This is a genomic window from Sulfitobacter sp. TBRI5, assembly GCF_051013555.1.
Lineage (GTDB): Bacteria > Pseudomonadota > Alphaproteobacteria > Rhodobacterales > Rhodobacteraceae > JL08.
In genome coordinates this window covers 2,329,995-2,356,895 of sequence record NZ_CP112884.1, presented here as the reverse complement: position 1 = coordinate 2,356,895, position 26,901 = coordinate 2,329,995, and the positions used below count along the sequence as shown (strand labels likewise).

The 26,901-nt window shown below is 55.1% G+C and carries 30 protein-coding genes and 1 tRNA gene; 6 read left to right on the top strand and 25 right to left on the bottom strand.

Translation table 11 applies throughout. The features are described from left to right. Nucleotides 1-61: 61 nt before the first annotated feature. Nucleotides 62-1,450 carry a 4-aminobutyrate--2-oxoglutarate transaminase gene (gabT, locus tag OLX72_RS11865; RefSeq protein ID WP_433988729.1) on the bottom strand — a complete coding sequence of 463 codons (1,389 nt, stop codon included), beginning with the start codon at nucleotides 1,448-1,450 and terminating at the stop codon, nucleotides 62-64. Between the two features lie 198 nt (nucleotides 1,451-1,648). Between gabT and OLX72_RS11860 the strand changes: the two genes are divergently transcribed. Further along, nucleotides 1,649-2,212 (top strand): cupin domain-containing protein, encoded by a 564-nt coding sequence (locus OLX72_RS11860; RefSeq protein WP_114872368.1) that lies wholly within the window; start codon nucleotides 1,649-1,651, stop codon nucleotides 2,210-2,212. On the opposite strand, the gene OLX72_RS11855 is transcribed toward OLX72_RS11860, so the two are convergent. After that, nucleotides 2,209-2,982, bottom strand: coding sequence for a hypothetical protein (locus tag OLX72_RS11855; RefSeq protein WP_162798106.1), 774 nt, complete (start codon nucleotides 2,980-2,982; stop codon nucleotides 2,209-2,211). The genes OLX72_RS11860 and OLX72_RS11855 overlap by 4 nt on opposite strands. Before the next feature lie 190 nt (nucleotides 2,983-3,172). Next, nucleotides 3,173-3,706 carry a Hint domain-containing protein gene (locus OLX72_RS11850; RefSeq protein WP_433988728.1) on the bottom strand — a complete coding sequence of 178 codons (534 nt, stop codon included), beginning with the start codon at nucleotides 3,704-3,706 and terminating at the stop codon, nucleotides 3,173-3,175. 588 nt (nucleotides 3,707-4,294) lie between these two features. Between OLX72_RS11850 and OLX72_RS11845 the strand changes: the two genes are divergently transcribed. Then, on the top strand, nucleotides 4,295-5,542 hold the full coding sequence (locus tag OLX72_RS11845) for a flavin-dependent oxidoreductase (protein ID WP_433988727.1): 1,248 nt from the start codon (nucleotides 4,295-4,297) through the stop codon (nucleotides 5,540-5,542). A gap of 24 nt (nucleotides 5,543-5,566) precedes the next feature. On the opposite strand, the gene OLX72_RS11840 is transcribed toward OLX72_RS11845, so the two are convergent. The 6 genes from OLX72_RS11840 to OLX72_RS11815 are packed head-to-tail and all read right to left on the bottom strand — an operon-like array spanning nucleotide 5,567 to nucleotide 10,570. Further along, nucleotides 5,567-6,007 (bottom strand): cupin domain-containing protein, encoded by a 441-nt coding sequence (locus OLX72_RS11840; RefSeq protein ID WP_114871080.1) that lies wholly within the window; start codon nucleotides 6,005-6,007, stop codon nucleotides 5,567-5,569. Nucleotides 6,008-6,032: 25 nt separating this feature from the next. Continuing rightward, nucleotides 6,033-6,731 carry an ABC transporter ATP-binding protein gene (locus OLX72_RS11835; protein ID WP_114871081.1) on the bottom strand — a complete coding sequence of 233 codons (699 nt, stop codon included), beginning with the start codon at nucleotides 6,729-6,731 and terminating at the stop codon, nucleotides 6,033-6,035. Next, nucleotides 6,728-7,474, bottom strand: coding sequence for an ABC transporter ATP-binding protein (locus OLX72_RS11830; RefSeq protein WP_114871082.1), 747 nt, complete (start codon nucleotides 7,472-7,474; stop codon nucleotides 6,728-6,730). The genes OLX72_RS11835 and OLX72_RS11830 overlap by 4 nt, the downstream gene beginning before the upstream one ends. Next, nucleotides 7,471-8,418: a branched-chain amino acid ABC transporter permease gene (locus tag OLX72_RS11825; RefSeq protein ID WP_114871083.1), complete on the bottom strand. Its 948-nt coding sequence runs from the start codon at nucleotides 8,416-8,418 to the stop codon at nucleotides 7,471-7,473. The genes OLX72_RS11830 and OLX72_RS11825 overlap by 4 nt, the downstream gene beginning before the upstream one ends. Before the next feature lies 1 nt (nucleotide 8,419). Then, complete coding sequence (locus tag OLX72_RS11820) at nucleotides 8,420-9,346, bottom strand: branched-chain amino acid ABC transporter permease (RefSeq protein ID WP_433988726.1); 927 nt, start codon at nucleotides 9,344-9,346, stop codon at nucleotides 8,420-8,422. 57 nt (nucleotides 9,347-9,403) lie between these two features. Continuing rightward, a complete protein-coding gene (locus OLX72_RS11815; RefSeq protein WP_254684625.1) occupies nucleotides 9,404-10,570 on the bottom strand; it encodes an ABC transporter substrate-binding protein in 1,167 nt (388 codons plus the stop codon). Nucleotides 10,571-10,749: 179 nt separating this feature from the next. Here OLX72_RS11815 and OLX72_RS11810 point away from each other — a divergent pair, with 179 nt between their 5' ends. After that, on the top strand, nucleotides 10,750-11,571 hold the full coding sequence (locus OLX72_RS11810; protein WP_433988725.1) for an alpha/beta hydrolase: 822 nt from the start codon (nucleotides 10,750-10,752) through the stop codon (nucleotides 11,569-11,571). Here the strand turns inward: OLX72_RS11810 and OLX72_RS11805 are convergent. From OLX72_RS11805 to OLX72_RS11765, 9 genes are all read right to left on the bottom strand, one after another. After that, on the bottom strand, nucleotides 11,560-12,147 hold the full coding sequence (locus OLX72_RS11805; RefSeq protein ID WP_433990459.1) for a GNAT family N-acetyltransferase: 588 nt from the start codon (nucleotides 12,145-12,147) through the stop codon (nucleotides 11,560-11,562). The two genes, OLX72_RS11810 and OLX72_RS11805, sit on opposite strands and share 12 nt — an antisense overlap. Beyond that, a complete protein-coding gene (locus tag OLX72_RS11800; protein ID WP_433988724.1) occupies nucleotides 12,147-12,539 on the bottom strand; it encodes a ketosteroid isomerase-related protein in 393 nt (130 codons plus the stop codon). Before OLX72_RS11800 ends, OLX72_RS11805 begins: the two co-directional genes overlap by 1 nt. Beyond that, a complete protein-coding gene (locus tag OLX72_RS11795; protein WP_114871088.1) occupies nucleotides 12,536-12,994 on the bottom strand; it encodes a low molecular weight phosphatase family protein in 459 nt (152 codons plus the stop codon). Before OLX72_RS11795 ends, OLX72_RS11800 begins: the two co-directional genes overlap by 4 nt. Before the next feature lie 3 nt (nucleotides 12,995-12,997). Continuing rightward, nucleotides 12,998-13,477 carry a UPF0262 family protein gene (locus OLX72_RS11790; RefSeq protein WP_114872371.1) on the bottom strand — a complete coding sequence of 160 codons (480 nt, stop codon included), beginning with the start codon at nucleotides 13,475-13,477 and terminating at the stop codon, nucleotides 12,998-13,000. A gap of 13 nt (nucleotides 13,478-13,490) precedes the next feature. Continuing rightward, complete coding sequence (gene hisD / locus OLX72_RS11785) at nucleotides 13,491-14,792, bottom strand: histidinol dehydrogenase (RefSeq protein WP_433988723.1); 1,302 nt, start codon at nucleotides 14,790-14,792, stop codon at nucleotides 13,491-13,493. Nucleotides 14,793-14,855: 63 nt separating this feature from the next. Continuing rightward, on the bottom strand, nucleotides 14,856-15,350 hold the full coding sequence (locus OLX72_RS11780; RefSeq protein ID WP_433988722.1) for an N-acetyltransferase family protein: 495 nt from the start codon (nucleotides 15,348-15,350) through the stop codon (nucleotides 14,856-14,858). Then, on the bottom strand, nucleotides 15,347-15,826 hold the full coding sequence (locus OLX72_RS11775) for a DUF2948 family protein (RefSeq protein WP_433988721.1): 480 nt from the start codon (nucleotides 15,824-15,826) through the stop codon (nucleotides 15,347-15,349). The genes OLX72_RS11780 and OLX72_RS11775 overlap by 4 nt, the downstream gene beginning before the upstream one ends. Next, nucleotides 15,823-17,091 carry a UDP-N-acetylglucosamine 1-carboxyvinyltransferase gene (murA, locus tag OLX72_RS11770; protein ID WP_433988720.1) on the bottom strand — a complete coding sequence of 423 codons (1,269 nt, stop codon included), beginning with the start codon at nucleotides 17,089-17,091 and terminating at the stop codon, nucleotides 15,823-15,825. The genes OLX72_RS11775 and murA overlap by 4 nt, the downstream gene beginning before the upstream one ends. A gap of 5 nt (nucleotides 17,092-17,096) precedes the next feature. Further along, nucleotides 17,097-17,315, bottom strand: coding sequence for a hypothetical protein (locus OLX72_RS11765; protein ID WP_114871092.1), 219 nt, complete (start codon nucleotides 17,313-17,315; stop codon nucleotides 17,097-17,099). 110 nt (nucleotides 17,316-17,425) lie between these two features. On the opposite strand from OLX72_RS11765, the gene OLX72_RS11760 reads away from it, so the two are divergent. After that, a tRNA-Thr gene (locus OLX72_RS11760) sits at nucleotides 17,426-17,500 on the top strand. Between the two features lie 85 nt (nucleotides 17,501-17,585). Here OLX72_RS11760 and OLX72_RS11755 read toward each other — a convergent pair. Beyond that, entirely contained in the window at nucleotides 17,586-18,011 is a 426-nt protein-coding gene (locus tag OLX72_RS11755; RefSeq protein ID WP_433988719.1) for a hypothetical protein, read from the bottom strand. Nucleotides 18,012-18,520: 509 nt separating this feature from the next. Between OLX72_RS11755 and OLX72_RS11750 the strand changes: the two genes are divergently transcribed. Continuing rightward, nucleotides 18,521-18,805, top strand: coding sequence for a hypothetical protein (locus OLX72_RS11750; RefSeq protein WP_433988718.1), 285 nt, complete (start codon nucleotides 18,521-18,523; stop codon nucleotides 18,803-18,805). 78 nt (nucleotides 18,806-18,883) lie between these two features. Here OLX72_RS11750 and OLX72_RS11745 read toward each other — a convergent pair whose 3' ends face one another. Further along, nucleotides 18,884-19,423, bottom strand: coding sequence for a hypothetical protein (locus OLX72_RS11745; RefSeq protein WP_433988717.1), 540 nt, complete (start codon nucleotides 19,421-19,423; stop codon nucleotides 18,884-18,886). 88 nt (nucleotides 19,424-19,511) lie between these two features. Between OLX72_RS11745 and OLX72_RS11740 the strand changes: the two genes are divergently transcribed. After that, entirely contained in the window at nucleotides 19,512-19,736 is a 225-nt protein-coding gene (locus OLX72_RS11740; RefSeq protein ID WP_433988716.1) for a hypothetical protein, read from the top strand. Between the two features lie 354 nt (nucleotides 19,737-20,090). On the opposite strand, the gene OLX72_RS11735 is transcribed toward OLX72_RS11740, so the two are convergent. The 5 genes from OLX72_RS11735 to OLX72_RS11715 form a co-directional block, all read right to left on the bottom strand. Continuing rightward, the gene (locus tag OLX72_RS11735; protein WP_162798004.1) at nucleotides 20,091-20,978 is read right to left on the bottom strand and encodes a LysR substrate-binding domain-containing protein; all 888 of its coding nucleotides are present in this window, start codon (nucleotides 20,976-20,978) and stop codon (nucleotides 20,091-20,093) included. Between the two features lie 795 nt (nucleotides 20,979-21,773). After that, nucleotides 21,774-23,138 (bottom strand): phospholipase D family protein, encoded by a 1,365-nt coding sequence (locus OLX72_RS11730; protein WP_433988715.1) that lies wholly within the window; start codon nucleotides 23,136-23,138, stop codon nucleotides 21,774-21,776. A 311-nt stretch (nucleotides 23,139-23,449) separates the two neighbouring features. Beyond that, nucleotides 23,450-23,818, bottom strand: coding sequence for a cupin domain-containing protein (locus tag OLX72_RS11725; RefSeq protein ID WP_162797998.1), 369 nt, complete (start codon nucleotides 23,816-23,818; stop codon nucleotides 23,450-23,452). 41 nt (nucleotides 23,819-23,859) lie between these two features. Next, on the bottom strand, nucleotides 23,860-25,572 hold the full coding sequence (locus tag OLX72_RS11720; protein WP_433988714.1) for a mechanosensitive ion channel family protein: 1,713 nt from the start codon (nucleotides 25,570-25,572) through the stop codon (nucleotides 23,860-23,862). Further along, nucleotides 25,569-26,882, bottom strand: a complete 1,314-nt coding sequence (locus OLX72_RS11715; protein WP_114870241.1) for a mechanosensitive ion channel family protein — start codon at nucleotides 26,880-26,882, stop codon at nucleotides 25,569-25,571. The genes OLX72_RS11720 and OLX72_RS11715 overlap by 4 nt, the downstream gene beginning before the upstream one ends. Nucleotides 26,883-26,901: the final 19 nt, after the last annotated feature.

Below are 26,901 nucleotides of genomic sequence, written 5' to 3'. Positions count from 1 at the left end.
ATCCGAAACGAAAAAGGCGCGCAATAATGCGCGCCTTTCAGTCACGCAAGGTCTCAACGCGTCAGGCGGCCATTTGTTCCGCAACAGCTGCGCTCAGGGCGTCTTCGAAGATTACAAGGCCTTCCTCGATCAGTTCCTCCGACGCCGTCAGCGGCACCATGATACGCAGCGCGTTGCCGTGCATGCCACATCCCAGCAGGATCAGGCCGCGTTTCAGCGCATGGGCGCAGATCGATTTGGCAAGGGCTGCATCAGGCTTGGCACTTTCGAAATCGGTAACGAATTCAACAGCAATCATCGCGCCCAACCCGCGAATATCCCACATACGGTGGGGGGCAGACCGTGCTCCAATCTCGGCGAAACGGGCGCGAAAATGTTCACCCATCTTGGTCGAGCGTTCCAGCAAACCTTCTTCGTCGATTGCCTGAATGGCAGCCATTGCGGCGGCACACGCGACAGGGTTGCCACCATATGTGCCCCCCAGACCGCCCGGTTCCAGCGCATCCATGATGTCGGCGCGCCCGATCACACCGGCCAGAGGATAGCCCCCTGCCATGCTTTTGGCGACGGTGATCAGGTCAGGCACCACACCGGAATGTTCGATGGCAAACCATGTGCCTGTCCGGCCAAATCCGGCCTGAACCTCGTCCGCGATCAACAGGATGCCGTGCTCGTCACAGATTTCACGCAATGCCTGCATCATTTCGAACGGAACGGGAATGTAACCACCCTCGCCCAGAACAGGTTCCAGAATGATCGCGGCCACGCGGCTGGGCTGGGCGTCTGTCAGGAACAGGTTTTTCAGCCCGATCAGCGCATCCTCGACCGTGATACCATCCCGCACGGACGGGAACGGTGCGCGGAATACATCGGCGGGGAACGGGCCAACGTCTTTCTTGTAGGGCGAAACCTTGCCCGTCATCCCAAGGGTCAGCAACGTACGACCATGATAAGAACCAGTGAACGCGATGATACCGGGGCGGCCAGTGGCAGCGCGCGCGATTTTAACTGCGTTTTCAACGGCTTCTGCACCGGTTGTCACCAAAAGCGTTTTCTTCGGATGGCTGCCCGGGGCCAGTTCGTTCAGCTTTTCTGCCAGCGCCACATAGGGCTCATAAGGCACAACCTGAAAACTTGTGTGGGTATAGTGATCTTCCTGCGCCTTGGCAGCGGCCACCACATTGGGGTGGCGATGGCCTGTATTCAAAACGCCGATGCCACCCGCGAAATCAATGTAGCGGTTGCCTTCAACGTCCCACAATTCCGCATTCTCAGCGTATTTCGCATAGATCGGCGCCGCTGATGCAACACCGCGCGGCACCGCCGCGTCACGACGCGCGACAAGCGACGCATTGGTTTGCGCCGACGGCGTCAGATCGGAAACAGCTACGATTTTCGGTTTGTTCTTTACGGCGGATTTTGCAGTTTGTTTTTTAGCAGCACGGGCCATTGCAGGGTTCCCTTTCAAAAGAAATGTTCCGTTACGTTTAAATTTTCAATATTGCGTTTAATATTATTGTCAATACGGATTTGGCCAAGATACCGTCTGGCGGCAGAATCTGACCGGCTCAAGCGCTTTGGCGCTGACCGCGTTGGGCCTTTTATTTAGCACATGTTTGTGCCACCTGTCAGGTCAAAGGAGTTTGCGTTGGATATTGGACAGAAAATCAAGATGATCCGAAAGGCACGCGGTCTGTCGCAACGGGAACTGGCATCGCGCGCTGGCCTGACCAACGGAACGATTTCCCTGATCGAAAAGAACAAGTCCAGCCCTTCGGTCGCGTCTCTCAAGCGGCTATTGGATGCCGTGCCGATCAGCCTGTCCGAATTCTTTTCCGACTTCGAGGTCGAAGACCGGGCCAAGATTTTCTTTCGCGCGGATGAATTCACCGAGATTGCCCCCCAGGGCCATGCCAACGGGTCGGCCGTCCTGTCTTTGCGACAGGTCGGCGATGCATCCCAGCATACGCTGCAGTTTCTGCATGAAAACTACCCACCGGGCGGTGATACCGGACCCGAGCTTTTGTCACATCCCGGCGAAGAGGCCGGTATCGTCATTTCCGGCGAAATCGAGATTACGGTAGCGGATCAGGTTTGCGTGCTAAAAGCCGGGGATGGTTACCTTTTCGATAGCCGCCTGCCCCACCGGTTTCGCAACATCGGCAAAACCCATTGCGAGATCATGAGCGCAAGTACGCCACCAACTTTCTAGAACCGAAAGGCAGCACCGACAATCGGACCCTGCTGCACGGTGTCATATGAAAAACCGCCGCTGCTGTAATCCACGCCCGATGCCCGGTAGCCAACGATGATCGAAGTCACATCGCTGACCTCGTAACCGACGACCCCAAGTGCATCCCAGACCAGATCGGAAGACACGCCAAAGCCGCCCACCATGCCCCAGCCGGATACATAGAAGTTTTCCGAAAGATCCTTGCGGAATTGCAGGCCGATAACCGGATCTATCCAGTCATCACCGTCACTGGCGGACGTGCCGGCCAGTGCACCGCCGTTAAAGCGGAAATCGTTTTCAACCGACCAGACCCGAATGCCCCCGATGACATCGACCGATGCGGTGGGTTCGTCAACAATCTGATATCCGCCGTAAAAAGTGCCCCAGAATGTCGTAGCATCGACATCGATATCGGATGCAGCGATGCCGTTGGGTGTTCCGATATTTGTGCCAAGTTTCGAATAGACCAGATCAACGCCGAAACTGTAGGGGCCGTTGCGCGCCGTAAAAACGCCCATGAATGCCATATCAAGATTATCAAGAACGTCGCCAAAGCTGATATCGACATCCTGTGCCGGAAAGCCGAACAACCCTATATCGCCGTCAAGCCCCGTGCCCCAGACATAGGGCGCTGCCGTAAAGGTCCAGTCGCTGCCCGACATGGTCGAAACCCGGCCATCCTGCGCCAAAGCCGCACCCCAAGGTGCAGAAGAACCGACAAGTGCGACTGTGATGATCGAGCGTAGCAAAACAAGCTCCAGAGTTTTACAATCAGGGCGCGCCGGAATCGCAATGGAAAACAGCGCAAGGTTTTCTAATTCTACAGCAATATTCGAACTTTCGCAAAATATTTCGGCGTTCCGCCACCATGATCAAAAACCGGCATTTCGGAAAAAGGCCGAAGAAAAATCGCGCTGAACAGATTGTTTTCACGTTCACCTACGGCGCAACGTGAAACCATATCCCTTCCACGTTGATCACCGCCGGTTTTTCACAGTGGAATACATAATAGGTGAAACCGGAATGCGGCAGGCGCGTCGCCGATGTGCCCCCCACGAGTTCTGACGCAGGTTTCAACGCTTCACGGCCCACACGCCCCGGTTCTTTCAGCCGTTGCGCCGGTGAAACCAGCATGTTCGTTTCCGGCTGCAATGATCCCAGACCATTGCGCGGGATGAACACAGGTTGCGCCTGCGGATGATGTAACAGGAAATCTTCGTCCAACTGGATTTTGTCGACCCACGTCACTTCAAGGTATTCTCCCGAAAGGGTTTTGACGGGATCACGCTTGCGCAACGCTTCGATCGGCAGCTTGCCAAAAGACGTCATTATACGGCACTTGCCGAAAAAGCCGGGCAAGCTCCAGGTTTTGGCGATACGGGGTTTCGGCGTCGGTGCCCGCAGTTTTACATCTGACAGGACACTTTGCGTTACGGCCGACAAAATGGCGGCATCATTGTTCTGGTTACTCATTTTACACTCGTCACTTGAACTACAAACACTAAAACTGGGCCCACCCCAGTCACGCAGCCCGGAACACAATTGCCGGGGCCACACGCGGCAAGCCCCGGCAGGAACCAGACCGCGGCTGACAATCAGCATACACCAAATTGCCGTTTGCGGATACTCTTTACCAACTACACTTACGTTTTCGCTGAACAACAAGGTGTTGGTATGACGGATTTCTTTTGATGCCGCGGCAAGTTTTGGTCAGAACAAGGGCAGTTGGATAACGCAAAAACCCTTCACATTGTAACAACATGCGAAACAATCCAAGATAGTCGGTTTTTCTGTTTCAGGAAAAACAAGCAATTATCCGAAAATTGTTTCCAAATACGAGTCTGAGAAGCATGTTTCAGGACGCCGCCGATTGAGGCCGGTTGGCCTTATTTCGCAGGATTTCCGGAATCGAAACAAATCGTTTCACGCCGGGTTTTCAAATCATGCGGGCAGCAAACTCCCCCGGAACTCAGAGAATCAGCACAGCCACTGATCAATCCGTAGACTCGCGTCCGATATATTATATACTTAAAATATCTAAGCCCAAAACGGAGACGCACGATGACCGAACCCCTGAAAATTGCAATCGCGGGCGGCGGCATTGGCGGCCTTGCTCTTGCTCTGACTCTGCATCGGGCCGGGTTTTCGCCAGTGGTGTTCGAACGTTCGAAATCCATCAACGAACTGGGCGTCGGCATTAACATTCTGCCCCACGCAATCCGGCAACTTGCCGATCTGGGGTTGCTGGACGCGCTGGACAAGATCGGCATCCGAACGCGCGAACTGGTGTACAAGACCACCACGGGTCAGGATATTCTGCGCCAGCCGCGCGGTACGTGGGCCGGATATGACGTACCGCAATTTTCGATCCATCGCGGTAAACTGCAAGCCTGCCTTGCCGATGCGGTAACGGAACGTCTGGGGCCAAACGCGATCCGGACCGGCCATAAACTGGTCGATTTCACGCAGGATGATACTGGGGTCAGCGTCCGGTTTGAAACTGACACCGGCCCTGTTTCCGACAGGATTGACGTTCTAGTCGGGGCCGATGGCATCCATTCTACGGTGCGCAATGCGTGGCACGGCGAACAGGGGCCGCCCAGCTGGCAGGGCATCGTGATGTGGCGCGGGGCCACTTGGTCGGCGCCGTATCTTGATGGGCAAACCATGATCATTGCAGGGGGAATGCGATCAAAGCTGGTGCTGTATCCGATCTATAATGATCCGGCACGCCCTGATGAAACGCTGATGAACTGGGTGATTTGCGCCAATGTCGCCACGGCTGACGATGCGTTGCCGCATCCGGATGACTGGTCGCGCCGCGGCGATCTGGACGAAGTGATGCAGCATGTCACGGGCAAGATCGACATTCCCGAAATGGACATCCCTGCCCTGATCAAGGCGACGGAGGATATCTATGTCTATCCGATGTGCGATCGTGATCCGCTGGATCAATGGACACACGGGCGTGTGACATTGCTGGGCGATGCGGCGCATCCGATGTATCCGGTTGGATCGAACGGGGCCAGTCAGGCAATATTGGATGCCGTGGCGCTGGCCGGATACCTGAAACAGGACGGGATTGCCGGGTTGGCGCCCTATGATGTCGAACGGCGCACCGCCACCGCCGATATCGTTCGGGCCAACCGCAAGGGCGGGCCGGAACGGGTGATCGATCTGGTCGAGGATCGCGCGCCAAACGGATTTCAGGCACTGGATCAGGTCGCCACACCGGACGAGTTGCGCGCCATCGTCGGCGAATACCAGACGATGGCGGGCTATCGGCCAGAACAGGTGAACCGCGCCTGACCACGCGGCGGGATCATTCGTTGATCATTCGGGGGGCGGCAGAAAATCCACATCATGCTCTGCGGAAATCCGAACGAGTTCGGCCGGATCGGTGACGTTGTTCAGATTCTGGAACAGTTCGAACAACTTGCCACAGGGCGCAACGCCAAACATCGCCGTCGCCTCGGCCCCGGATCGGTTGAAGATGCCGTGGGGTTCGTTCATCGGCATCCGCACCAGATCACCGGCATTCGCAACCAGCTTTTCAGAACCGAATTCGACCTCAAGCTGCCCGCTCAGAACGGAAATCCATTCGTCCTGCGTGGTGTGGATATGCGGCGGCACAAACGTGTCTGCCGGAAGGACCGCGTGCCAGACAAACGCATTGTCCGACAAAAGTTTGGGCGTGTAGGTGTGGCCAACCACATTCCACGGCTTGTCCTTGAAACTGTCCGAGGACAGCGTGACACCATGTTCCAGTTTCATCTTATTCTCCCTTTCTGATCTGCGTTTACAAGTGCAGGTACCCTTCGACTTCGCTACGGGCATCGGCAAATCTCGTATGATCGCCCGACCACACGATTTCGCCCTTTTCGATCACATAGTAATGATCGGAAATGCGCGACAACTCATCAAGGTTCTTGTCGATCAGCAGGATCGACAGACCTTGGGATTTCAGATGCGCCAGCATGTCCCAGATCTCGGCACGGATCAGCGGGGCCAGACCTTCGGTCGCCTCGTCCAGGATCAGCAATTCCGGGTTCGTCATCAGTGCCCGCCCGATGGCCAGCATCTGTTGTTCACCACCCGACAATTCGCGCCCCAGATTGCGTTTGCGTTCGGCCAGACGCGGAAACGCCTGATAGACTTTTTCTTCGTTCCAGCCCAGCAACCCGCGTGCCGTGGCGCGCAGATTTTCACTGACGCTGAGTGTTGGAAAAACCTGCCGCCCTTCGGGCACCAGCCCCAGACCGGCGCGTGCAATATCAAAGGGCTGTGCGCCTGTCATGTCCTGTCCGGCAATCGCGATGTGCCCTGCAGTCGGTTTCAGTAGGCCCATGATACACCGCACAGTCGTTGTCTTGCCCATGCCATTGCGCCCCATCAGGGTTGTGACCTGCCCTTTGGGCAAAGACATCGACACATCAAACAGAACCTTTGCCGCACCATAGCCCGCGCAAAGGCCCGATATCTCGACAAAACCGGTCATGCCGCGCTGTCTCCCAGATAAGCCGCGCGTGCAGCAGGGTCTTGGCGCACCTCGTCCGGCGTGCCACGGGCAACCACCACGCCATCGACCAGCACCGACACCACATCGGCCAGCCGGAATATTGCATCCATATCGTGTTCGACCAGCAGCATCGGGATATCGCGGCGCAATGCGTCCAGAATACCGATCAGCGTTTCGCTTTCGGCGCGCCCCAGCCCGGCCATCGGTTCATCCAGCAACAGAAATTTCGGCCGGCCCGCCAATGCGATCCCCAGTTCCAGCAACCGGCGTTCGCCATGAGACAGGTCCTGAGCCGCCATATCGGCCCGGTCGGCCAGTCCGATATCCGAAATGGCCTGCATCGCAGCATCGTTTAGCGCCTTTTCATCCCGCGCCGGTTTGAAGAACCGTAGGCTGGACCCCTGTTTGGCCTGCACCGCGAGAGCCACGTTTTCGAGCACCGAAAACGACGGAATGATCGAGGTGATCTGGAATGTGCGGCTTAGCCCGGCCTGAACCCGTTGCCACACGGGCAGATGGGTCACATCATGGCCATCAAAGCGCACATGTCCGCTGTCAGGAGACAGGACGCCGGATATCTGGTGGATCAGGGTGGTTTTGCCCGCACCGTTCGGCCCGATCAGCGCGTGACACTCTCCCTCATCCACGCTGAGCGACACGTTGTTCGTGACATTCACCGATCCGAACGATTTGTTCAGATTTTCAATGATCAGCACGCTCATGTTGCAGCGGCCTTTTTGCTGCGCACCTTTAGAAGGTCCGACAGACCGCCGCGCGCATACAGCACCATCAGCACCAATAGCGGGCCGAAAATCAGCTTCCATTCGTGGAACAGGCCGCCCAGGAATTCTTCGACCAGAACAAAAAAGAACGCGCCCAGAATGGCACCGTTGCGGGTGCCCATGCCGCCAAGGACGACAACAACGATCAGTTCACCGGATTTCTGCCATGTCGAAATGGCGGGGCTGATGAATTCGGTGTGCTGCGCCATCAACAGACCGGAGACACCCGCGATCATGCCGGCGATCACATAGGCGATCAGGCGGTAGCGGAAGACCGAAAACCCCATAACTTCGGTACGTCCTGGGTTTTCCTTGGCCGCGCGTAACACCCGGCCAAAGCGTGACCCCGCAATCCGGTGAACCAGCCACCAGGTGCCGATCAGCGCACCCACGATAATGAAATACAACCCGCCACCGTTTTGGACGATATCGGTACCAAACAGCTCTGCCATGCTCCACAAGGTCAGCCCGTCATCGCCGCCATAGGCCGCAAGGGACGTAAATGTAAAATACGCCATTTGCCCGAAGGCCAGTGTGATCATGATGAAATAAACGCCCGATGTGCGCAACGCGAGCGCGCCGGTGATCAGGGCGAACAGCCCGCTGACCAACAGCGTGATCAGCAACAGGATCAGGATATTATCAATCCCTTCTTCCAGTCCGATGCCAGTGACATAAGCCCCCAGCCCGATAAAGGCCGTGTGCCCGAAACTGACCATACCCCCCTGCCCGATCAACAGATCAAGCGACAGTGCCGCGATGGCCAGCAACATCGCCTTGATCAGAAGGGACAAAAGGTAGCTGCCGCCAAACTGGTTCGCCAGAACCGGTGCCGCCAGCAAAATGGCAAAGATCACAGCTGCAATCAGGACAGAGCGATCCATTTCAAGCCGCCCCTTTCGTCGGAAAAAGACCTTCGGGGCGCACGATCAGGATGGCGGCCATCAGGATATAAATCAGCATCGACGCCAGCGCCGGTCCGATCTGGTTGGCCATGGAACCGTCAAGAACCAGACTGAGCGTGCTGGTGGCCAAGCTGCGGCCCATCGTGTCGATCAACCCAACCAGCAGCGCCGCAATAAACGCGCCGCGAATGGATCCGATCCCGCCGATGATTATGACAACAAACGCCACGATCAGGATGTTGTCGCCCATACCCGGTTCGATGGAAAAGATCGGTGCCGCAATCACGCCGGCAAACCCGGCCAGCATCGCGCCAAACCCGAACACCACCATAAACAAACGCTGGATGTTCACGCCAAGCGCCGACACCATCGTGGGGTTGCTGGCCCCGGCGCGGATCAACATGCCCACGCGGGTGCGGGTGACAATTGCCCACAATGCGATCGCAACGGCCAGACCGGCGGCGATGGTCGCAAAACGATACACCGGATAGCGCAGGTTTTCGGTCAGTTGCACTGATCCTGACAGGAATTCGGGCGGCGGTATCGTCAGTGTCAGCGGGCCAAAGATAACCTTGGCCGCTTCGTTCAGAAAAAGGATAATCCCGAACGTGGCCAGCACCTGATCCAGATGGTCGCGATCATATAAGTGTCGGAACACCAGCACTTCCAGCAACAGGCCAAAGATCAGCGCGACAATCAGGGATAACACCAGCGCCAGAAAGAAATTTCCGGTCAGCCCGAAAAACGCGAAGGCCAGATAGGCCCCCACCATGTACTGCACTCCATGCGCCAGATTGATGAATCCCATCACCCCGAAAACCAGAGTAAGGCCCGCCGCGATTAGAAACAGCAACACGCCGTATTGCAGCCCGTTCAGGCATTGAATCAGAAGAAGGGAAAAGGACAAGACACCATGCCTCTGTCAAGGATTGGCCCCCGGACGATCCGGGGGGCCAATTCAGAGTTACATTGCGCAGTCTTGCTTGAAGCTGTCGGAATAGTCTTCGATCATGGTTTCCATGTAGGACGTATGGAATTTGCCATCAGCCCGTTCCACCACTTGCAGCATGTGGAAATCCTGCACCGGATAGTGGTTGTTGCTGAATGCGAAATCACCACGCACCGACGTAAAGTCAGCCGCTTTCAACGCCTCGCGCACCGCGTCCTTGTTCGACATATCGCCGCCCACTTTGGATACGGCACTGTCAATCAGCATGGCCGTATCATAGGCCTGCATCGCATAACCACCGGGAACGTAATCGTATTTCGCCTCGAATGCGTCAACGAATGCCTTGTTGGCGGCGTTGTCCATATCAGGGGCCCAGTTGCCTGCCGCAAGAAATCCGACAGCATCCTGCTGCTGTCCCGGCAAAGTGGTTTCATCGGTCGTGAACACCGACATGAAATCCATCTTGTCCTTGAGGCCCGCGCCGGCGAACTGTTTGACCAGACGCACCCCCATGCCGCCCGGCATGAACGTAAACAGCGCGTCCGCATCCGATGTGGAAATCTGCGCCAGTTCGGCCGAGAAATCCTGATGGCCAAGGGGCGTGAACACTTCGGTTACGACATTGCCCTTGAAAGTGCTTTTGAACCCTTCGACGTTGTCGCGGCCAGCCTGATAGTTGGGCACCATGACAAAGACGTTTTCGTATCCCTTTGAATTGGCGATCATGCCCGCAACTTCGGCGTTCTGGTTGTTCTGGTAGGACGTGACAAAGAAATACGGATTACAGTTCTTACCGGCGAACGTGGACGGGCCCGCATTCGGGCTGATCAGAAATGTTTCGGATTCCACGACCGGCTTGAAGATCGCCTGAAGCATGTTGGAAAAAATCGTACCGACAACGATATCAACTTCTTCGCGCTCAATCAGGTTCTTGGCCTTCAACAGCGCGACATCAGGTTTCAGCTCGTCATCTTCGACAAACATCTCAACCGTCTGACCGCCCAGCTTGCCGCCTTTTTCCTCAAGCGCGAGGGCAAAGCCATCCGCCGCCTGTTTGCCCAGCGCACCCGGAGGGCCGGACAGCGTGACAACCATGCCGATTTTAAGGTTTTCGGCAAAAGCGCCGCTGGCAAGGCCAACGCCAAGCGCTGCCGCTGTCAGTGTTGTTGTAATTCTGGTCATCTTTTGTGACATTCTGGTTTACTCCCCATTGGTTTATCCGTCTTCCGGATACGACATTCTGTTCTTTCAAACGAAAGGTCCACCCATCTTCGTCATAACTCGTCTTTTCAATCAAGTATTATTTTGAGTATAAAATATCTAAGCCTCAAACTTATTGCCAGCCAGCGGAAAGCCTTTACATGTTCAATATCACCGATTGGGACGATGCCTACGCGAACGCCGCCAACATTCCCGGAGGCGACAATTGGCCCGCCGCGTGGGTCGCGCCTGCGCAGAAATTCCGTGATCAGGCGCGCGGCCAACTGGACATAGCTTATGGTGCAGACCCGCGTGAAGCCTATGATCTGTTTCTGCCCGAATATGCACCAAAAGGGCTGATCGTGTTCGTACATGGCGGGTTCTGGGTGCGGCTTGACAAATCCTACTGGTCCAACCTTGCTGCCGGTCCTGTGGCTGCGGGGTGGGCTGTTGCAATGCCGTCTTATACCTTGTGCCCCGACACCAGCGTGACAGGCATTGTTGCCCAGATCGCAAGCGCGGTTGACCATGCGGCAGGCCATGTGGCCGGGCCGGTGCGATTGACTGGCCATTCCGCAGGTGGGCACATTGTCACCCGCCTGATGTGTGACGACAGCCCGCTGTCAAATGACGTCGCAGACCGGGTCCGGCATGTGGTTTCGATTTCGGGTCTGCACGATCTGCGCCCGCTTTTGCGCACGAAACTGAATGATGCGATCCGGTTAACACCAGACGAGGCCACCCGCCAAAGCCCTGCCCTGTGTACACCGCGCGGTGGTATCCCGCTGACCTGTTGGGTCGGACAATCGGAACGGTCCGAATTCTTGCGCCAGAATGATCTGTTGCCCAATATCTGGAAGGGGCTGGGCGCCAGCACACAGGCGATTGCAGAACCCGACAGACACCATTTCAATGTGATTGACGGTCTGGCCGATGCAAACAGTCCGCTATGCAAGGCATTGCTGGGCGATTCAGGATTTTAGCGACCGCATCCAGAATTGCAGCGGTTTGGCGGTCTGTTCGGGTTCGCCGATGTCTTTCCAGAAAAACTGTGCAATCACACCATCCAGTGGCGCATATCCCCTGCCCCGCCAGAACGTATCCAGTGCCCGGTAATCGGGCGGACGCGCCAGATGATCGGCAGGGCGCATCACCGCACAGAACGCCACGCTATCAAACCCCAGCGCGCGGGCATGTGCCTCGCGGTGATCAAAGAACGCGTGACCGATACCCTGCCCGCGATAAGCCGGCAAAAGAACGGATTCCGCACAATAAAACACTGTTTCAAGGTCTATGCCGCTGTCCTGAAACGCATCGGCAAAATCGCTGGCATGGCTGACAAGCGGCCCGCCGGTTGATGCGCCGATCAGACGCGTTCCGTCAAATGCACCCACCAGAATGGAACGGGGATCGTTGCGGTAAACCTGCAGATAATTACGCTCATACTCGTGATCGCCATCGTAAAGATATGGCCAGTCGCGAAACACACTGATCCGCAAGGTTGCCACATCATCCAGCGCAGACCCGAGCGCCGGACCGGTCAGGGTGCGAACGTCAATCAAGACACCTGCCGGATCCAGTCGGCCAGATTGTAATAGGTCGTCACGCGGGTGATTTTGCCGTCCGCCATATCAAAGAACGACCCACCCGGCAGCTTGTAACGCTGACCTTTGGCTTCGGGTAGTCCACTATCGGTTTCAAGGTAAGTGCCCTTGACGGTAAATTCGGCCGCGCCACGGGTACCGCCATTGGCCTCGAACACAACGATATCGGTCAGTTCTTCTTTGTAACAGCGGTTCATATGGGCGCAGAATTCCGCAAATGCGTCCTTGCCACGCCGGATCTGGCCCTCGTTTACGTGATGCGCCACATCGTCGGACACGCAGTCCAGCATGCTTTCAACATCGCCCAGATTAAAGGCGGCGAAATACCGTTTGATAACGTCGCTCATGGTCCCTCCGTTGGTGGCCCCCAGCGGGCCTGCAGTTTTTCAATGATCTGATCGCGGGCCTGCCGGTAACTGTCCAGCTTGGCTTCGCGTGTTTCGCCCAGACCGGTGGGGTCCAGAATGGGCCAGTATTCGACATCCAGATGGAACACGCGCGTTAGATCAAGCGCGCGGCGCTGTGATGCGGGCGACAGCGCCACCACCAGATCAAAGGACGACAGATCGTCGCCCCATTGTTCCATTTCATCAAAAGATCGCGACCGGTGGCGCGACAGTTCCACGTCGATTTCCTGACAGACCGCGATCGAAAAACCGTCAATTTCCAGATCGTTCTTCACGCCGACAGATTGCACATACGTCCCGGTCCCATAAAACTTTTTCATGATCGCTTCGGCCATCGGAGACCGCACGGCATTGTGGTCGCAACAAAACAAAACGGATTGTGGCAGCGGATCCAACGTTCAACCTCCGAAATGCAGGACGCAAATCAGGGTGAACAGGCGGCGCGCGGTATCTGTATCCACATCTGCCTTGCCTTCCAAACGTTCCTGCAAAACGCGACTGCCTTCGTTGTGGATGCCGCGCCGCGCCATATCGATGGTTTCGATCTGGCTGGGCGGCAGATTCTTGACCGCATCAAAATAGCTTTCGCAGATCTGGAAGTAGTCTTTGACAACCTGACGGAACGGTCCAAGCGACAGATGAAATTCAGCCGCCGGTTCGCGCGCTTCGGTCTGCACGTCAAACACCAAACGTTTATCACGAATGGCCAGCCCCAGATGGTACGGGCCATCGGGCACCGGACGGTCCGTGCGCGCCGGAAGGGAAAAACTGTTGCTTTCCAGCAGGTCGAACATGGCGACCTTTCGTTCCTGTTCAATCTCTGGCGTGGGGGGCGGCAGGCCGGAATCATCCAGCTCGATTTGCGAAATACGGGTCATATCAAGTACATTTTCAGTCATTCAAGTGATCCAAGCGCGCCCGCACAGACAAACCGTGCGCCTCAAGACTTTCTGAACGGGCCAGCCGCTCGGCTAAAGGCCCGATAGCACGCAAACTTTCCGGTGTCATCCGCGCGAGTGTTGTGCGCTTCAGGAAATCCATAACGGACAGACCCGATGAAAACCGTGCGGATCGGGCGGTGGGCAGCACATGGTTCGGCCCGCCGACATAATCGCCGATAGCCTCGGGCGTCCACTGGCCGAGAAAAATCGCCCCCGCATGGGTGATGTCAGCGGCCAGCGCGTCGGGGTCAGCCACACATAATTCAAGATGTTCCGGCGCGATCCGGTTGGAAATTGCTGCCGCCGTTGCCAGATCAGGTACGGTGATCACAGCCCCGAAATCCCGCCAGCTTGCCCCGGCGATCGCGCGCCGTTCCAGCGTTTCAAGCCGTTTCGCAACGGCATCTGCAACCGACTTACCGAACCCCGCATCCGTCGTGATCAGGATCGACTGCGCACTTTCGTCGTGTTCGGCCTGCGACATCAGATCAAGCGCGATCCAGTCCGGATTGTTATCGCCATCCGCGATCACCAGAATTTCCGACGGTCCCGCGATCATATCAATGCCGACCTTGCCGAACACGCGCCGTTTGGCGGCCGCCACATAGGCATTTCCCGGCCCGGTGATCTTGTCCACGGGCGCAATCGTTTCAGTCCCGTAAGCCAGTGCGGCAATCGCCTGCGCCCCGCCAATACGATAGATTTCATCAACACCGGCAAGGCGTGCGGCCTGCAACACCAGCGGATTGGTCTTGCCATCCGGTGTCGGCACCACAATGGCCAGTCGTTCGACCCCCGCGACCTTTGCAGGGATCGCATTCATCAGCACCGAAGACGGGTATGAGGCAATACCTCCGGGTACATAAAGTCCGGCGGCACTTACCGGTGTCCAGCGCCACCCAAGCTGTGCACCGGTTGGATCGGTCCAACTGGCATCTTCGGGCATCTGCCGCCGATGATAGGCATCGATACGTTCTGCCGCCAGTTCCAGCGCCGCGCGGTCTTGCGGCGCGACTTTGGCGCATTCGGCGTTCACCTCGCCCTTGGTAAAGGCAAGCGTATCCGGCGAAAGCTGCAAACGATCAAATCTGGCTGTCAGTTCGATCAGCGCAGCATCCCCACGCGTGCGCACATCCGCGATGATGTCTGCAACCGTGGCATCAACGTCCGGGCTGTCCTCGCGCTTGGCACCCAACAGGTCCGCAAAATGTGCCTCAAAATCGGGTTCGGAAAAGTTCAGAAAAACTGGCATGATCGCTCCGCTGTTCAGGGGGGACATAGCGGGCCGCACTTGCAGGCTCAAGCCCGCAAGGTGCTATGCGTCAATCTTCAGCACATAATGCAGATCGTCCTGATACCGGTCAGCCAGGCGCACGGCCCGCGGCATACGCCCCGCCAGCACAAATCCCGCACGTTCGTAAAACCGGATCGCATGCGGATTGTCACACGCGACATAGAGTTCAAGCTGCACAATTCCGCGGGCTTTCGCCTGCATGATCGCCGCGTTCAGCAGTTGATGCGCCGCGCCGCTGCCTTGCCAGTCCGGACGCACATAAACCGCATTGATCCACGCCCGGTGCGCCAGTGCCATTCTGGTTTCAGAATCCAGTGACAAGACCGCCGCCAGATCCCGATCCGAATACGCACCTAGTACGCACCCCTGATCCAGCATCTTTGACACATCGGCATCTTTTTTCTGACGTTCCTCAGCGTATGTGGTCAAGAACGCCTCGGGCAAGCGCTGCAAGGCTTCAAGCCTGATGTCCCGCCAGTCCGCCAGATCGTCCGCAGTCAGGCGTCGAATGATCATAAAGGGTGATCCGGTACTTTCTTTGAGGGTGCCAGATAGGGCCGCGTCACATCGCGCAGCGATACATCCAAGGCTTCGACTTCAAGCCGGATCGCGCCGTCACCTGCCAAAGTCAAAACCACGTACCCCGCCCCATCCGCACCCGGTTCGAACGTCACGGACAAAAGCGACAGGATTGTATCCTTGTCTGACCGGTCAATGCCCTGCGACGCGACATTCAACACCTGATCGATCACCAAAAGCGATTGCACACGTTCAACCGTCCGGTTACGCGCCTTGGCTGCATCGGCATCTTCCCAGCGAAATCGGTTCAGCAACACGGCAAACCGGCGATCCGCCGCACGCCAGGTCATTTCAGTGATCGGAAATACTGCATCCTGCGCCAGTGATGAAATCACCTTGAGATCTTCAGCGTCCAGCCCGCCAAGGTTCAGCGGCGCTTCGCGTCCGTCTTCGAATGTTGCGTCCTGTGTCACTTGTCTTTGATCCGTTCTATTCTGGCGCCGACGCCTTCGAGCTTGCGCACCACATGCTCATACCCGCGATCCAAATGATAGACCCGGCTGACAACGGTTTCACCCTGCGCCGCCAAACCCGCCAGAATAAGCGATACCGACGCCCGCAGATCAGTGGCCATCACCGGCGCGCCTTTCAGTTGCTTGACACCGGTCACGCGGGCCGTGCCGCCGTGCACATCGATTCTGGCCCCCATCCGTATGAGCTCGGGCGCATGCATAAAGCGATTTTCAAATATCTTTTCTTCCAGAACTGACGTGCCGTCTGCCGTGCAAAGCAACGCCATCATCTGCGCCTGCAAATCTGTCGGGAACCCGGGGAATGGTTCGGTGACCACATCAACCGCCTTGATCACGTCGTCACGGCGGCGCACCACCAGCCCTGTTTGTGTTTCGCTCACGTCGATACCGGCCTGGTCCAGCTTTTCACAAAACGCAGCCAGCAGATCCATCCGGCCACCCAGCAGTTCCACCTCTCCGCCACAGATCGCTGGGGCCAGCATATAGGTACCCAATTCAATCCGGTCGGTCACGACGGGATGGGTCGCGCCGCTCAAACGGTCCACGCCTTGAATTGTGATTGTCGATGTACCGTCCCCTTCGATCTGTGCCCCCATCTTGCGCAGACAGGTGGCAAGATCCACGATTTCAGGTTCACGGGCCGCGTTGTTGATCACGGTCGTTCCCTTGGCCAGCGTGGCCGCCATCAGCGCATTTTCGGTTGCGCCAACCGATACGATCGGGAAATCGATTGTGCCGCCACGCAATCCCTTCATGGCTTTTGCATGAACATAACCGTCTTTCAGATCCAGTTCTGCGCCCAAAGCTTCCAGTGCCTTCAGATGCAGGTCAACGGGGCGCGCGCCGATGGCGCATCCGCCCGGCAAGGAAACGATGGCATGGCCGTCGCGCGCCAGCATCGGCCCCAGAACAAGGATCGACGCGCGCATTTTGCGTACGATATCATAGTGTGCCGTGTGGTTGTTGATATCGTGGCTCGACATTGCCAACACCTGACCATCCTGCAACTGAGTGACTTCAGCACCCAGTGACGCCAGCAATTCCGTCATGGTCTTGATATCGCTCAATCGCGGCGTGTTGGTCAGGGTCAGGGGCTCTTCACTCAGCAAGGTTGCCGGCATCAGAGTCAGACAGGCGTTTTTGGCACCCGCGATCGGAATTTTTCCTTTCAACGGGCCGTTGCCAGTCACTACAATTGAATCCATCTGCTCTATTCCTCGGGTTTTCCGGCCATGTCCTGCTGCGCCGGGCGTGTTATGTTTGCGCCGTTATCGGTTTTCTCTGTGTTTTGCACCGCGTTTCTGGCCCGCATTTGTGCTTTGCGCTTCGCCAGATTTTCCTTGAGCGCCGACTTCAGCCTGTCTTCGCGCGATTGCTTTGGTGCCGGCCCCGGTTTTGCGTTGCGGTCAGAGGGTTTTTTGTTTGCCATAGCCGATGTCTATAGCACCGCCCCGAAAGGGTCCAGATTGCGCTTGCGTGACCGGTGATTTGCGTCTAATCACCCGCCAAATCGTTCGGGCGCTGTCCCGAATGCAAGATGCTGTGGTAGCTCAGTGGTAGAGCACACCCTTGGTAAGGGTGAGGTCGAGAGTTCAATCCTCTCTCACAGCACCATTAAAACATACTAAGTTATTGTTTTAAATTTGTTTTCCCATTTTAGTGTGAGTGATATCCACCCTGCTGCCCACCCTTAAGGTTTTCATTGGAGCGGTTTAAGCTGTCCCAAACGCTGAGAAATGTAAGAAGCAAAACCTCCATCACTTTTGCGGTCCCATTGATCCAATTCCGCGACAAGGCGATGATATGTTTGCCAGTGCATGCCCTTCGGCTTGATGCCTTCCATCAAATCCGGGTCATCAGCCCAACCCAGCCGCTCCCTGATTTTGTCTGCGCGCCTTCTGCAGCGCTCAAAGCTTGCTTCACGCTGCGAAGGGTAGGCCAACTGATAGCAGTGACGGCATGCGAAAATGCGTCCGCTGTAGAGCTTGGCCACGCGCCGCCCGCAACCTTGCGCCGGGCAAATGAACCAATAGCGGTGTCCGCCATAGTGACATGGCGTCGATGAAATGCGCACCGGGTAGTCCAAATCTTCCCAACCGTCGCCATAGCTTTTGTTACGGTACATAAGGCGCACGCGCCCTAGTTCAGACTTCACGCTGATACTGGCTACCGCCCGCCAGCCCCAGAAACCATCGTCCCGATGGAACCAAGGCCAATTATGCACTAACATTCAAACTGGACCACTTAGGTGGGGCTGATCAAAGGTACGTGACACACGTTTTGGTGGGGGTGGGTAGCCGTCCAACGCTAACCCATTTCTCGCGCTTCTTTCCCCAGAAGCGAAGCCAACCGTCGAATATCTTCCATCTGCTTGGTCCGAAGACCATGTTTGTAATTCGGATGCGCCTTGCCACGGGGCGCACCACCGCCAGCACCGTGCACCCGGCACACGGTCCATCCCTTCACAGCAGGGCAACGGCACCGCTGTCGGGTGGACTTGGCCGTAGCGCTGCATCTGGGCGCGTCTCTGAGGCGCTGGACCGGGTTCAAGAGGCAATCCGTTCCGATTTTTCTAGGTCTTTATGGTTTCTCATGCGAGCATCAGCCTCTTTCAATTTATATGGGGATCAAATCATGGCGTTTTCTACAATATCTCATTGGAATACCACTGAATGGACTGATGCATTAGAGGCCATCGCACGGGACAAATTTGTTCCTCTGATAATGTCCGTTGGAGCGAAACGGGTGCAGATGGTTCGCACCAGTGAAAACAGCTTTACAGTCATCACGGAGTATTCAGACGAAAAATCGGCTGAAGCGGCACAAACAAAAATTGCCGAAATTCGAGCGCAAGCGGCTGAAGAGCTTCCGATGACCATGGAAAGCGCGCACAGCGGCGCGGTTTTCGCAAACGGCTGACGCGAACGCCGCCAGTGGAAAACCTGCTTGTGGCGTCTCAAAGGCTTGATCGTTGAAACAGGGTTCATGGGGTTACCGTCACTTTTTATCATTACCCCTCCCCCGGTGGCTGACATCGCCCACAATCGCCTGTCCGCCGTCAGCGACATTGACGTGCTGCACTGTGACCGTCTGCTTGCCGCCGTTGCGGTGCTTGCGTAGCGCCTCCATCTGGATGGCATAGGTGCGGGCCAGCTTGGTGTATCCGGTGTAGTGCGCCTGAACCTGGTCCATAGTGTCCGCATTCGCCAGCCACCGCCCGGATCGTATCATCGCCACATGGGTCGCGGCCATCTGGACAGCAAGCATGCGTTCCACGACATCCCGGGGCTTGAGTTCCGCGATGGCTCCGAGCATGAAAAAACGTTCGTCATTGCCCGGATGTTCATCACTCGCTTCCGACGACTTTAAAACCTTCAGACAATGCGTCATCAACGCTTCTGCCAACTCCGGATGCTGTGTTCCGAAAATCTTCTGTAATGCGGCGTCTTGGTTCAGGGTGATGTGCTGCCCCTGTTCAGGAGTGCCCGTCAGCTTAACACCCAATTTGTCGTCAGACTTGGTTTGTAGCTTGCCCATATTGTGACCTGTCCTTGCGCTGTATTTTTTTGTGGATCGGCAGGCCGCAAAGCGACTCCGAAATCTGCTGATTTACCTGGTCTTGTGAATGTTCCGATTGATACTTGTTCATGCTTTGTACTATAGCATACTCATGCCATGGCCGTCCACAATACCGCATGATTTACGTGTCCTATTGCAAGCACTGGGCCAGTACCGCAACGCGGCAACCGACGCCGATCGGTGGGGCGCAATCAAGGAATGGCTGGAGAGCCATGCGGTGCCCGCACGCAAGGAATTGCCGACTGAGCCGGAAATCAAACGCAAAGACTAAATCCGCTTAGCCGACATTGGTGCAGTCTGCGGCGAATGACTACATCGAGCCCACAGGCGACGTTGATCCGGTTCATTAAATGGAAGGCAAATGCCAATGTTCCGATTTACGCCGCCGCAGAAAAGCTCGGCCGTGGTAGTATGAACAAAACGCGTCTTGTGCCGACGCCTTTGCGTGTCGATGGTTGTTAGAGACGCGCACATCGCCAAAGCTCTGATTTGGTCGAGCCCCCAGCCAGAATCTTCAACCGGCGCTCTATGGCGAAGTTTTTCACCATTTCTTACAGAAAACAGAGTTTTTCAACACAATCAGCCCAAAGCAGACCTGCCGTCAGCGCTCCATACAAGGTAAAGATCAAGCACGGTTTAGCTGCTCAAGTTCATTTTGGTACCATTCGGCAAAAGCAATCAGGCGCGGGTCCGGGTATGCGGTCTCAGCATAAACGACATACATGCTTTTCTCAGAAGGAACTGTTTCGGGATGCAGTCGAACGAGGTGGCCATTGCGTACATCGGCTTCGGTCAACAGGGTGTCGGCGAGCGCAACGCCATTGCCCGATAAAGCAAGATCAATGGCCTTGGCGCGGTCAGAATACTCAATCAGTTGCTGGCGCGCGTCAGGAAAGGCATTGCACTGAGCAAACCATCTCGGCCAATCGCCTTGAGTACCGAGGTTATATGCAAGGGGCAACTTGGCAATCTCTTCAGGAGACATTGGCAAATCATACTCTTGCACCAGTTCCGGTGCGGCCACTGGGCCGACCTGATCTTGCCTGAGCAAGATCGAAGCGAGGCCTGACCACGAACCGTCTCCGTACCGCACTGCACCGTCAATATCACTGCCTTTGAGGATTACGACATCTGCGTCCATCTCCGGCATAATGCGAATATCTGGATAAACCTCGTGAAAATTCCGTAGCAGGGGCAACAGCATTCGGTTTGCGTAGAACGGAGCAACTGACAGCTTCAGACTACCAGCCATCTGCTGACTGCTGATCCGCTCAACAGAGGCCTGCATTTGCGCAAAAGCACCAAAAAGACCTTCAGCAAACTCTCTTGCTGCATCCGTCAGCACGAGTTGGCGGGTCTTTCGGTGAAAGAGTTTCTTCCCAAGATGATCTTCGAGTGCACGAACCTGATGGCTTATCGCCGCCTGTGTCACATTTAACTCTTCTGCCGCTTTCTTGAAGCTCTGATGCCGGGCGGCGGCTTCAAAGGCGTGTAACTGTTTGAGCGGAGGCATTCGGAAGACCATAACGCATCATACACAAATTTTTCTTTTCTATGTACCAAAAAACCATCGTTTGTCATGGGCCCCCAGACCGGAGCATTCTTTCTTCAGAGACCACCAAATCAAGAGACCATAAAGAGGAAATGACAATGCACTCCGGACAGAAAACCAAGCCATTTGCTGACTACGAAATGATGATGCTTCGGGAGGGGTGGAACCCCCGATGTGAACTACTTGAGTTGGAAATTACCCGGCTTGAAGCTGGCCATGAAATGCGCGGGAGTTTCACATGCGAGGTCTGCGTCCGCCTTGCGGCAATACTTCACAAGGCCGCTCGACGTCTTGAGGAATTTGCTGCGACCAGCGAGCCAGTTTGACCGAAAAACACTGCGGACAGAGCGACCGTTCTGTCCCGCATGTGAGACATACGTCGCAACCGCAGCGAACGTCCGGTCCTGGTGAAAGCGGTCGTTTAGAACCAAAACTTCAAATTTCCGGTTGTGAACGGCTGCTTAACGCGACGAACCGGTCATCAGAGAAGAACAGTCGAATGACTGCATCGAGCCCGAAGCCGCCGGATTGAAATCGTGTGCTTCGCCGGTGCAGCAAGCTGAGTTCCCTGATCGATCCGAGAGCTACGCTGCAAAGTAGTCACAGAAGCCGACGTTCGACATTAACGCAGTGAAGATCCAAATGCCTACAATCGAGTTGCAGACGAAGCATGCATTCGATGCTGTTGTCCCCAAGGCTGTTTTTACCAAAGTTTTAGCTTCTCCGCCCACCAAACAACGATATGAAACCAACAACCTACAATTGTTGTTCTACGGGCAGCCACCCTGTCAGTCTCGCTATCAACTTACGCACGAATCCTGCGTTGGGCTCGTCGTAGTAGATTTCGCTTATGCCAGCCCCTTCATATCGCCAAATTGGTTCGCCGCCGGGTCCAGCAACTACGTCGAAGACGTAGTCTCCAACCTCGGCATTCCACTGGTTCAACATATCCGACGCCAGTTGTGGGCTTTCTATGATCATCCCTATTTCAGTATTTTGCCGAATGGACCGAGGATCGATGTTTGTCGAACTTACAAACAGTCTTTCTGCATCGATGATTGCGAGTTTCGAATGAAGCACCAACGGGGTCCGACTGCCTTCGGCGATCAACGGCGCATCTGCGCGAACCTCGATAAACTCTATCCCTGATTCCAGGAGGCGGTTCCGGTATTTTGCGTAACTACCATGCACATAAGCGTGGTTCGTAGATGCCAGAGAGTTTGTGATGATGCGCACCCGCAAACCGCGCGAGACGAGCCTTTCGAAGATATCAGCACCGTAGTCCTCAGGCACGAAATAGGGTGTAACTATCAGAACCTCACGTTTGGCTGACAGAAGCGTATTGTAGAAGGCATTGCCAACTTTAAACGGACCTTGGCCTGGTGGTCTACGCAGCTTCTCGGGATCGTCCGTGACCACATACGCCGCCCCTCGATACGACGGCTTCATTCCCTCTCTAAGATCTCGAAGATATTGAGAGTTAACAGCGCCTCTGTAAACTTTGGAAGCCGGCGCGTCGGGGACGGCACGTAGGACGGTGACCGCCTCACTCAACAATGTCGAGTCGCCGCGCGTAAAGCTTTCGACTGGTACCGCCCATTCATCATTCCAGAAGAGGTCGAAAGCATCTGATATCTGTTCAACCGGCGGACCGGCAACGAATAAATCAAAATCAGCAAATTCGCTTTCTGTTTCTATTTGGTAATATTCGTCCGCGATATTGCGACCGCCTACAATGGCCAATGCGCCATCGACGATGAAGGCTTTGTTGTGCATGCGTCGATTTACACGCCTAAAATCAAGCAGGAAGTTAACTGCCAGCGTGCTGTTTCTTGACAGGGGGTTAAATGCGCGGATTTCGACATTCGGATGCGCGTCGAGGGTTGCGATCTCTTCATCGCGTGCACTTGTAAACACGTCGTCGTATAGGAGGCGGATTTTGACGCCTCTTTCGGCTGCGTCATAGAGCGCCAGCCAGATCAACGCACCAGCAGTGTCTGGCTTGATGAGAAATGTTTTGAGGTCGATCGATGCCTCTGCCTGTTCGATCATTCTCAATCGTGCGCCCAAGGCATCATTGCCATTGCCTAGCGGTGCCAGCACAACCTGATTACCGCTCAACTTGGTTCCTGATACATTTTCCAAACGACTGACGGTGGACTGTGCAGGCGGCAAAGCATTTTGTGTCGGGCGGTTTGTTTCGAAAGGTACGTATGTGCAAGCATTCAAATGCGCAAAGCAAAACGCAAAAACAGCTAAAATGAGACGCCGGCCACAGAGATATCTTATTGCGCCGCTCCCCGCCAAACGGTTTGGGTATGCATGAATGCCTCTGTGTCGCTTGGCTTTGCCAATATTGAGGGGGTGCCACCGGCATATCCGGGATAGCCCGGCTCTTGCGAAAGGTATTGTGAAAGCAGAGGCCCCAAGTTTCACGCTTGCAGGACCATAAGACGCACAGCTTCCGGCCCGATGGCTTCCAATGTGTGGGTGGAGCTTGCAGCCTGCGGAAGGCGGAAAATTCCTCCAGGTCCAAGAAGTGTCTCTTCGTTTTCTGGCGCCGATATACGCAATGAGCCGCTCAGAACCACGGCTAACTGATCTTGATCGGGTACCCGCTTCCCGCTCTTGAAACCGGCTGGAAATTCAACAAATACCACGAGCTTGCACTTGGTTGCCTCAGAAATTTTGGCCATATCGCCCATCAGATCGTTGTTGGATACACGCAGCCTTACCTCCGATTTGTCCAGATACGGCTGACCTTCTTCGTCAGACAAGAGTTCTGTTATACTTAAGGCCAAGATTTTTCCTTTTCTCTTTTATCTAAAGGTTCGGTCAGGTCTTACGGTGATTTTCGCGCTGCAAGTTTCCCATTCCATACTTCTACTGGAACCTTTGGTTGATCCGGATCTGCTACGTATGATGGCGTCATGATCTGAACGCCGTTTTCGTGGAACACATCCACAATGTTGCGGTGCAAATCGGACAAGATGCGAGGCAAGCTTGAGCCACGAGTGGTAAAGGCGTTGATTTGATAGTTGATCGCATAGTCGGCCAGTTGCGCCCAGAGAACGAACGGCGCAGGTGATTTTTTGAGGTCACGCGTTCGATTAGCGGCTTCAATCAGCATGGCCTCCACTTTGTCTTGCGGCTCTTCGTAGCCGATGCCCACAGTCGTATGAACGAGCAGACCACGCCCGTCGATCTTTCGCGAGTAATTCACGACCTCGGAATTTAGAAGCTGGGCATTAGGAATGCTCACCATTTCGTTTTTGACGGATTTGATAAGTGTTTCCATCATCTTGATTTCGACAACGTCCCCAACCTGATCGCCTACTTTAATTCGGTCACCGATGTTAGTGCTGCGACGGTAAATGACAAACAACCCCGCCATCATGTTGCTCACCACTGTGTTGGAGCCAAAAGAAACCATGAGGCCAGCAAGAATAGTCAGTCCCTGAAATGCGCGACTGCCTGATCCGGGTATATGTGGATAAGCAAAAACGATAGCGATCGCGATGATAATGACCCGCGCAATGTTAAATGTCGGCTTGATCCAGCTTTGTTCAAAGTCCTTCCATTCGATTGCGCCGGCTTCGATGTTGTCCATGAAAAGACGCAAGCCCTTGATCAGATAGCGGGTAACCAAGAAGATTATGATCAGCGTAATCAGATTGGGCAGATAGCTGAAAAAACCGAATATCACATCCATCAGAGGTTGCGAGACATAGGTGAGCAGAAACTGCGCGAATGGGCGGGTTTGAACAAAGGACAAGAGAACGAACGTGAGGTAGTAGTAAAGGATAAAAATCCATCCAATCCACAGCACCATATTGGTTCCAAAACCGATCAATTGCGCTACAGCTTTTCCTTTTACAACTGCATTGGTGGCCTCTTCGAATTGCGTAAACCGCTTTATAGTGACCTGCTGTATCCATCGAATAAGCTTTGAGCGCCCTTTCAAAAACAGGAAGGTCAACAAGGCAAATCCGACGGTCAACCCGACAGCAACCAGCGCGCTGTCGACCAGCGCCTCTTCTGACCGACCAGAACGATAATTGGCGATAGATTTTTTGATTGCCTCTGCATGAAGCTCGGCCAGCACTATAAGGCTTATTTGCTCAAAGTCCGCATCGGCCTGGGTCGCAACCGTCAAAAGGCGTCCGTTTGCCAAAATCGCAAGCCCGAGACCATCTTCACGGATCTCATAATCAAGCTCCACAAATTCCGGTAACTCAGCAATCTCCAGAATCCGTTGTTCGATCCTTGCAGCCCGTTCGGGCGCAGGCAGTGCGCTGAAACCGCGCACGAGAAACAATGTCTCACCGTCAATGACAACTGGAGCAGCAAAAGCGTCGTCTGCCTGTGTTTGGGTTTCAGCGGCCTCTGGAGCGCTCTCCTGAGCCTGCACCACTGTTGAAAGCAGCGTGAAGAGTACAAGCGAGAGAGCAATCAAGGCCGTCCGCAAAATTTTTCCAATGCACTGCAAACAGTAGCCATAATCATTAGTTTTTTTCCTATGCTGACTGCACAACTTGCGAGCTCCTAACGTCATGTTGAAGCGCCGTCTTGGACTAGCTGCCCATTGTGAATGACGTGAACGTCCCGTTGTGGAAACGGTATTGATATTCCTTCCGCATCGAAACTTTCTTTCGCCTGGCCTGTCAAATCCCAATAAACTGTCCAATAATCATCGGACTTTGACCAAGGTCGACAGAAAATATTGACGGAGCTGTCGCCCAGTTCACCGACAAATACCTCTGGGGCAGGATCGTTCAGGCATTTGGGGTGCGCTGCCACCAGTTCTTTGAGAACCTCGATGGCCTGTGCTGCACTATCGGAATATCCGATACCAAAAACCAGATCGACACGGCGTTCAGGGGATACGCTAACGTTGGTAATAACGTCGCCCCAGATCTTGGAATTTGGCACAACAATGATCTGATTATCAAATGTTCGGATTTGAGTGGATACAACCGACATCTCGTTGACAAAGCCGGAAGCCCCGCTGACTTCGATGTAATCTCCGGTATCAAACGGTTTGAGGATCATAATCATCAGCCCGCTTGCCAGATTGCCGAGCGTATCTTGCATGGCAAAACCAAGGATGAAGGACAAACCGCCGAAGACGGCAAACAGAGGGGTCACGTTGACGCCGAAGAAACCCAGCACAACCAGAATGCCCAAGATAAAGGTGGCCCAATACACTGCACTGATAATGAAGCGCTGAAGCAGGCGAGACAGATTTGGCACTCTCGCAAGACCACGAGTTGTAGCGCGCCGCAAAAGGCGCGCAACATAGTACATAACCCATAATGCAACGAAGAATCCGGCGATCTTGAGCAGGAACCCCAATCCCCCTTCTGCGGAGGTCAGCCAGTTGACGGAAAGCTGCCAAAGCGTTCTCGGGTCTGTTGTCCGCACGGCTTCGAGCCCGAGTGCGTTAATATATGTATCATGTACCTGCGTCTCTTCTGCAGCAGCGCCCTTTGTGCGCCAGGCTTCAATGACAGCAGAGTAGCTGTCTTGAACCTCGCGCTGTCTTTCCAATGCAGCAGCCAGTTGACCGCGCAAAACAGCGTCGCGCGCTTCGTTTTCTACCTCGAGTTCCAGATTGAGCAAGGCGATTTCTTGCAAAACGCCCTTGATGTGCTCCTGCCATGTTGTGGCAAGGTCTGATAGTTCATCCGCCGTCATCGGAACGGTGAGAATTTCAAGCTCACTTGCGGTCGTGGTTACGGCAGTCGGCTCCGGCGCAGAAAATATTGGAACAGCCTGATCTTGTGCGACGGCATCAGAGCCGAGCCCCACAGATAATGTGAGACAGCAGATCGAAAGGAGTGACAAAAGACGGTGATGGGTCATTGAGTTTTCACTTTTTCCA

Bases quoted from the DNA above. Each gene is read 5' to 3' on its own strand.
- hisD (WP_433988723.1), bottom strand. From the start codon at position 14,792: ATGCCAGTTTTTCTGAACTTTTCCGAACCCGATTTTGAGGCACATTTT.
- OLX72_RS11815 (WP_254684625.1), bottom strand. From the start codon at position 10,570: ATGACCAGAATTACAACAACACTGACAGCGGCAGCGCTTGGCGTTGGC.
- OLX72_RS11715 (WP_114870241.1), bottom strand. From the start codon at position 26,882: ATGACCCATCACCGTCTTTTGTCACTCCTTTCGATCTGCTGTCTCACA.
- OLX72_RS11790 (WP_114872371.1), bottom strand. From the start codon at position 13,477: ATGACCCGTATTTCGCAAATCGAGCTGGATGATTCCGGCCTGCCGCCC.
- OLX72_RS11835 (WP_114871081.1), bottom strand. From the start codon at position 6,731: ATGACCGGTTTTGTCGAGATATCGGGCCTTTGCGCGGGCTATGGTGCG.
- OLX72_RS11745 (WP_433988717.1), bottom strand. From the start codon at position 19,423: ATGGGCAAGCTACAAACCAAGTCTGACGACAAATTGGGTGTTAAGCTG.
- gabT (WP_433988729.1), bottom strand. From the start codon at position 1,450: ATGGCCCGTGCTGCTAAAAAACAAACTGCAAAATCCGCCGTAAAGAAC.
- OLX72_RS11825 (WP_114871083.1), bottom strand. From the start codon at position 8,418: ATGGATCGCTCTGTCCTGATTGCAGCTGTGATCTTTGCCATTTTGCTG.
- OLX72_RS11765 (WP_114871092.1), bottom strand. From the start codon at position 17,315: ATGGCAAACAAAAAACCCTCTGACCGCAACGCAAAACCGGGGCCGGCA.
- OLX72_RS11755 (WP_433988719.1), bottom strand. From the start codon at position 18,011: ATGTACCGTAACAAAAGCTATGGCGACGGTTGGGAAGATTTGGACTAC.
- OLX72_RS11750 (WP_433988718.1), top strand. From the start codon at position 18,521: ATGGCGTTTTCTACAATATCTCATTGGAATACCACTGAATGGACTGAT.
- OLX72_RS11740 (WP_433988716.1), top strand. From the start codon at position 19,512: ATGTTCCGATTGATACTTGTTCATGCTTTGTACTATAGCATACTCATG.
- OLX72_RS11810 (WP_433988725.1), top strand. From the start codon at position 10,750: ATGTTCAATATCACCGATTGGGACGATGCCTACGCGAACGCCGCCAAC.
- OLX72_RS11780 (WP_433988722.1), bottom strand. From the start codon at position 15,350: ATGATCATTCGACGCCTGACTGCGGACGATCTGGCGGACTGGCGGGAC.
- murA (WP_433988720.1), bottom strand. From the start codon at position 17,091: ATGGATTCAATTGTAGTGACTGGCAACGGCCCGTTGAAAGGAAAAATT.
- OLX72_RS11800 (WP_433988724.1), bottom strand. From the start codon at position 12,539: ATGAGCGACGTTATCAAACGGTATTTCGCCGCCTTTAATCTGGGCGAT.
- OLX72_RS11845 (WP_433988727.1), top strand. From the start codon at position 4,295: ATGACCGAACCCCTGAAAATTGCAATCGCGGGCGGCGGCATTGGCGGC.
- OLX72_RS11850 (WP_433988728.1), bottom strand. From the start codon at position 3,706: ATGAGTAACCAGAACAATGATGCCGCCATTTTGTCGGCCGTAACGCAA.
- OLX72_RS11720 (WP_433988714.1), bottom strand. From the start codon at position 25,572: ATGACGTTAGGAGCTCGCAAGTTGTGCAGTCAGCATAGGAAAAAAACT.
- OLX72_RS11840 (WP_114871080.1), bottom strand. From the start codon at position 6,007: ATGAAACTGGAACATGGTGTCACGCTGTCCTCGGACAGTTTCAAGGAC.
- OLX72_RS11735 (WP_162798004.1), bottom strand. From the start codon at position 20,978: ATGCCTCCGCTCAAACAGTTACACGCCTTTGAAGCCGCCGCCCGGCAT.
- OLX72_RS11830 (WP_114871082.1), bottom strand. From the start codon at position 7,474: ATGAGCGTGCTGATCATTGAAAATCTGAACAAATCGTTCGGATCGGTG.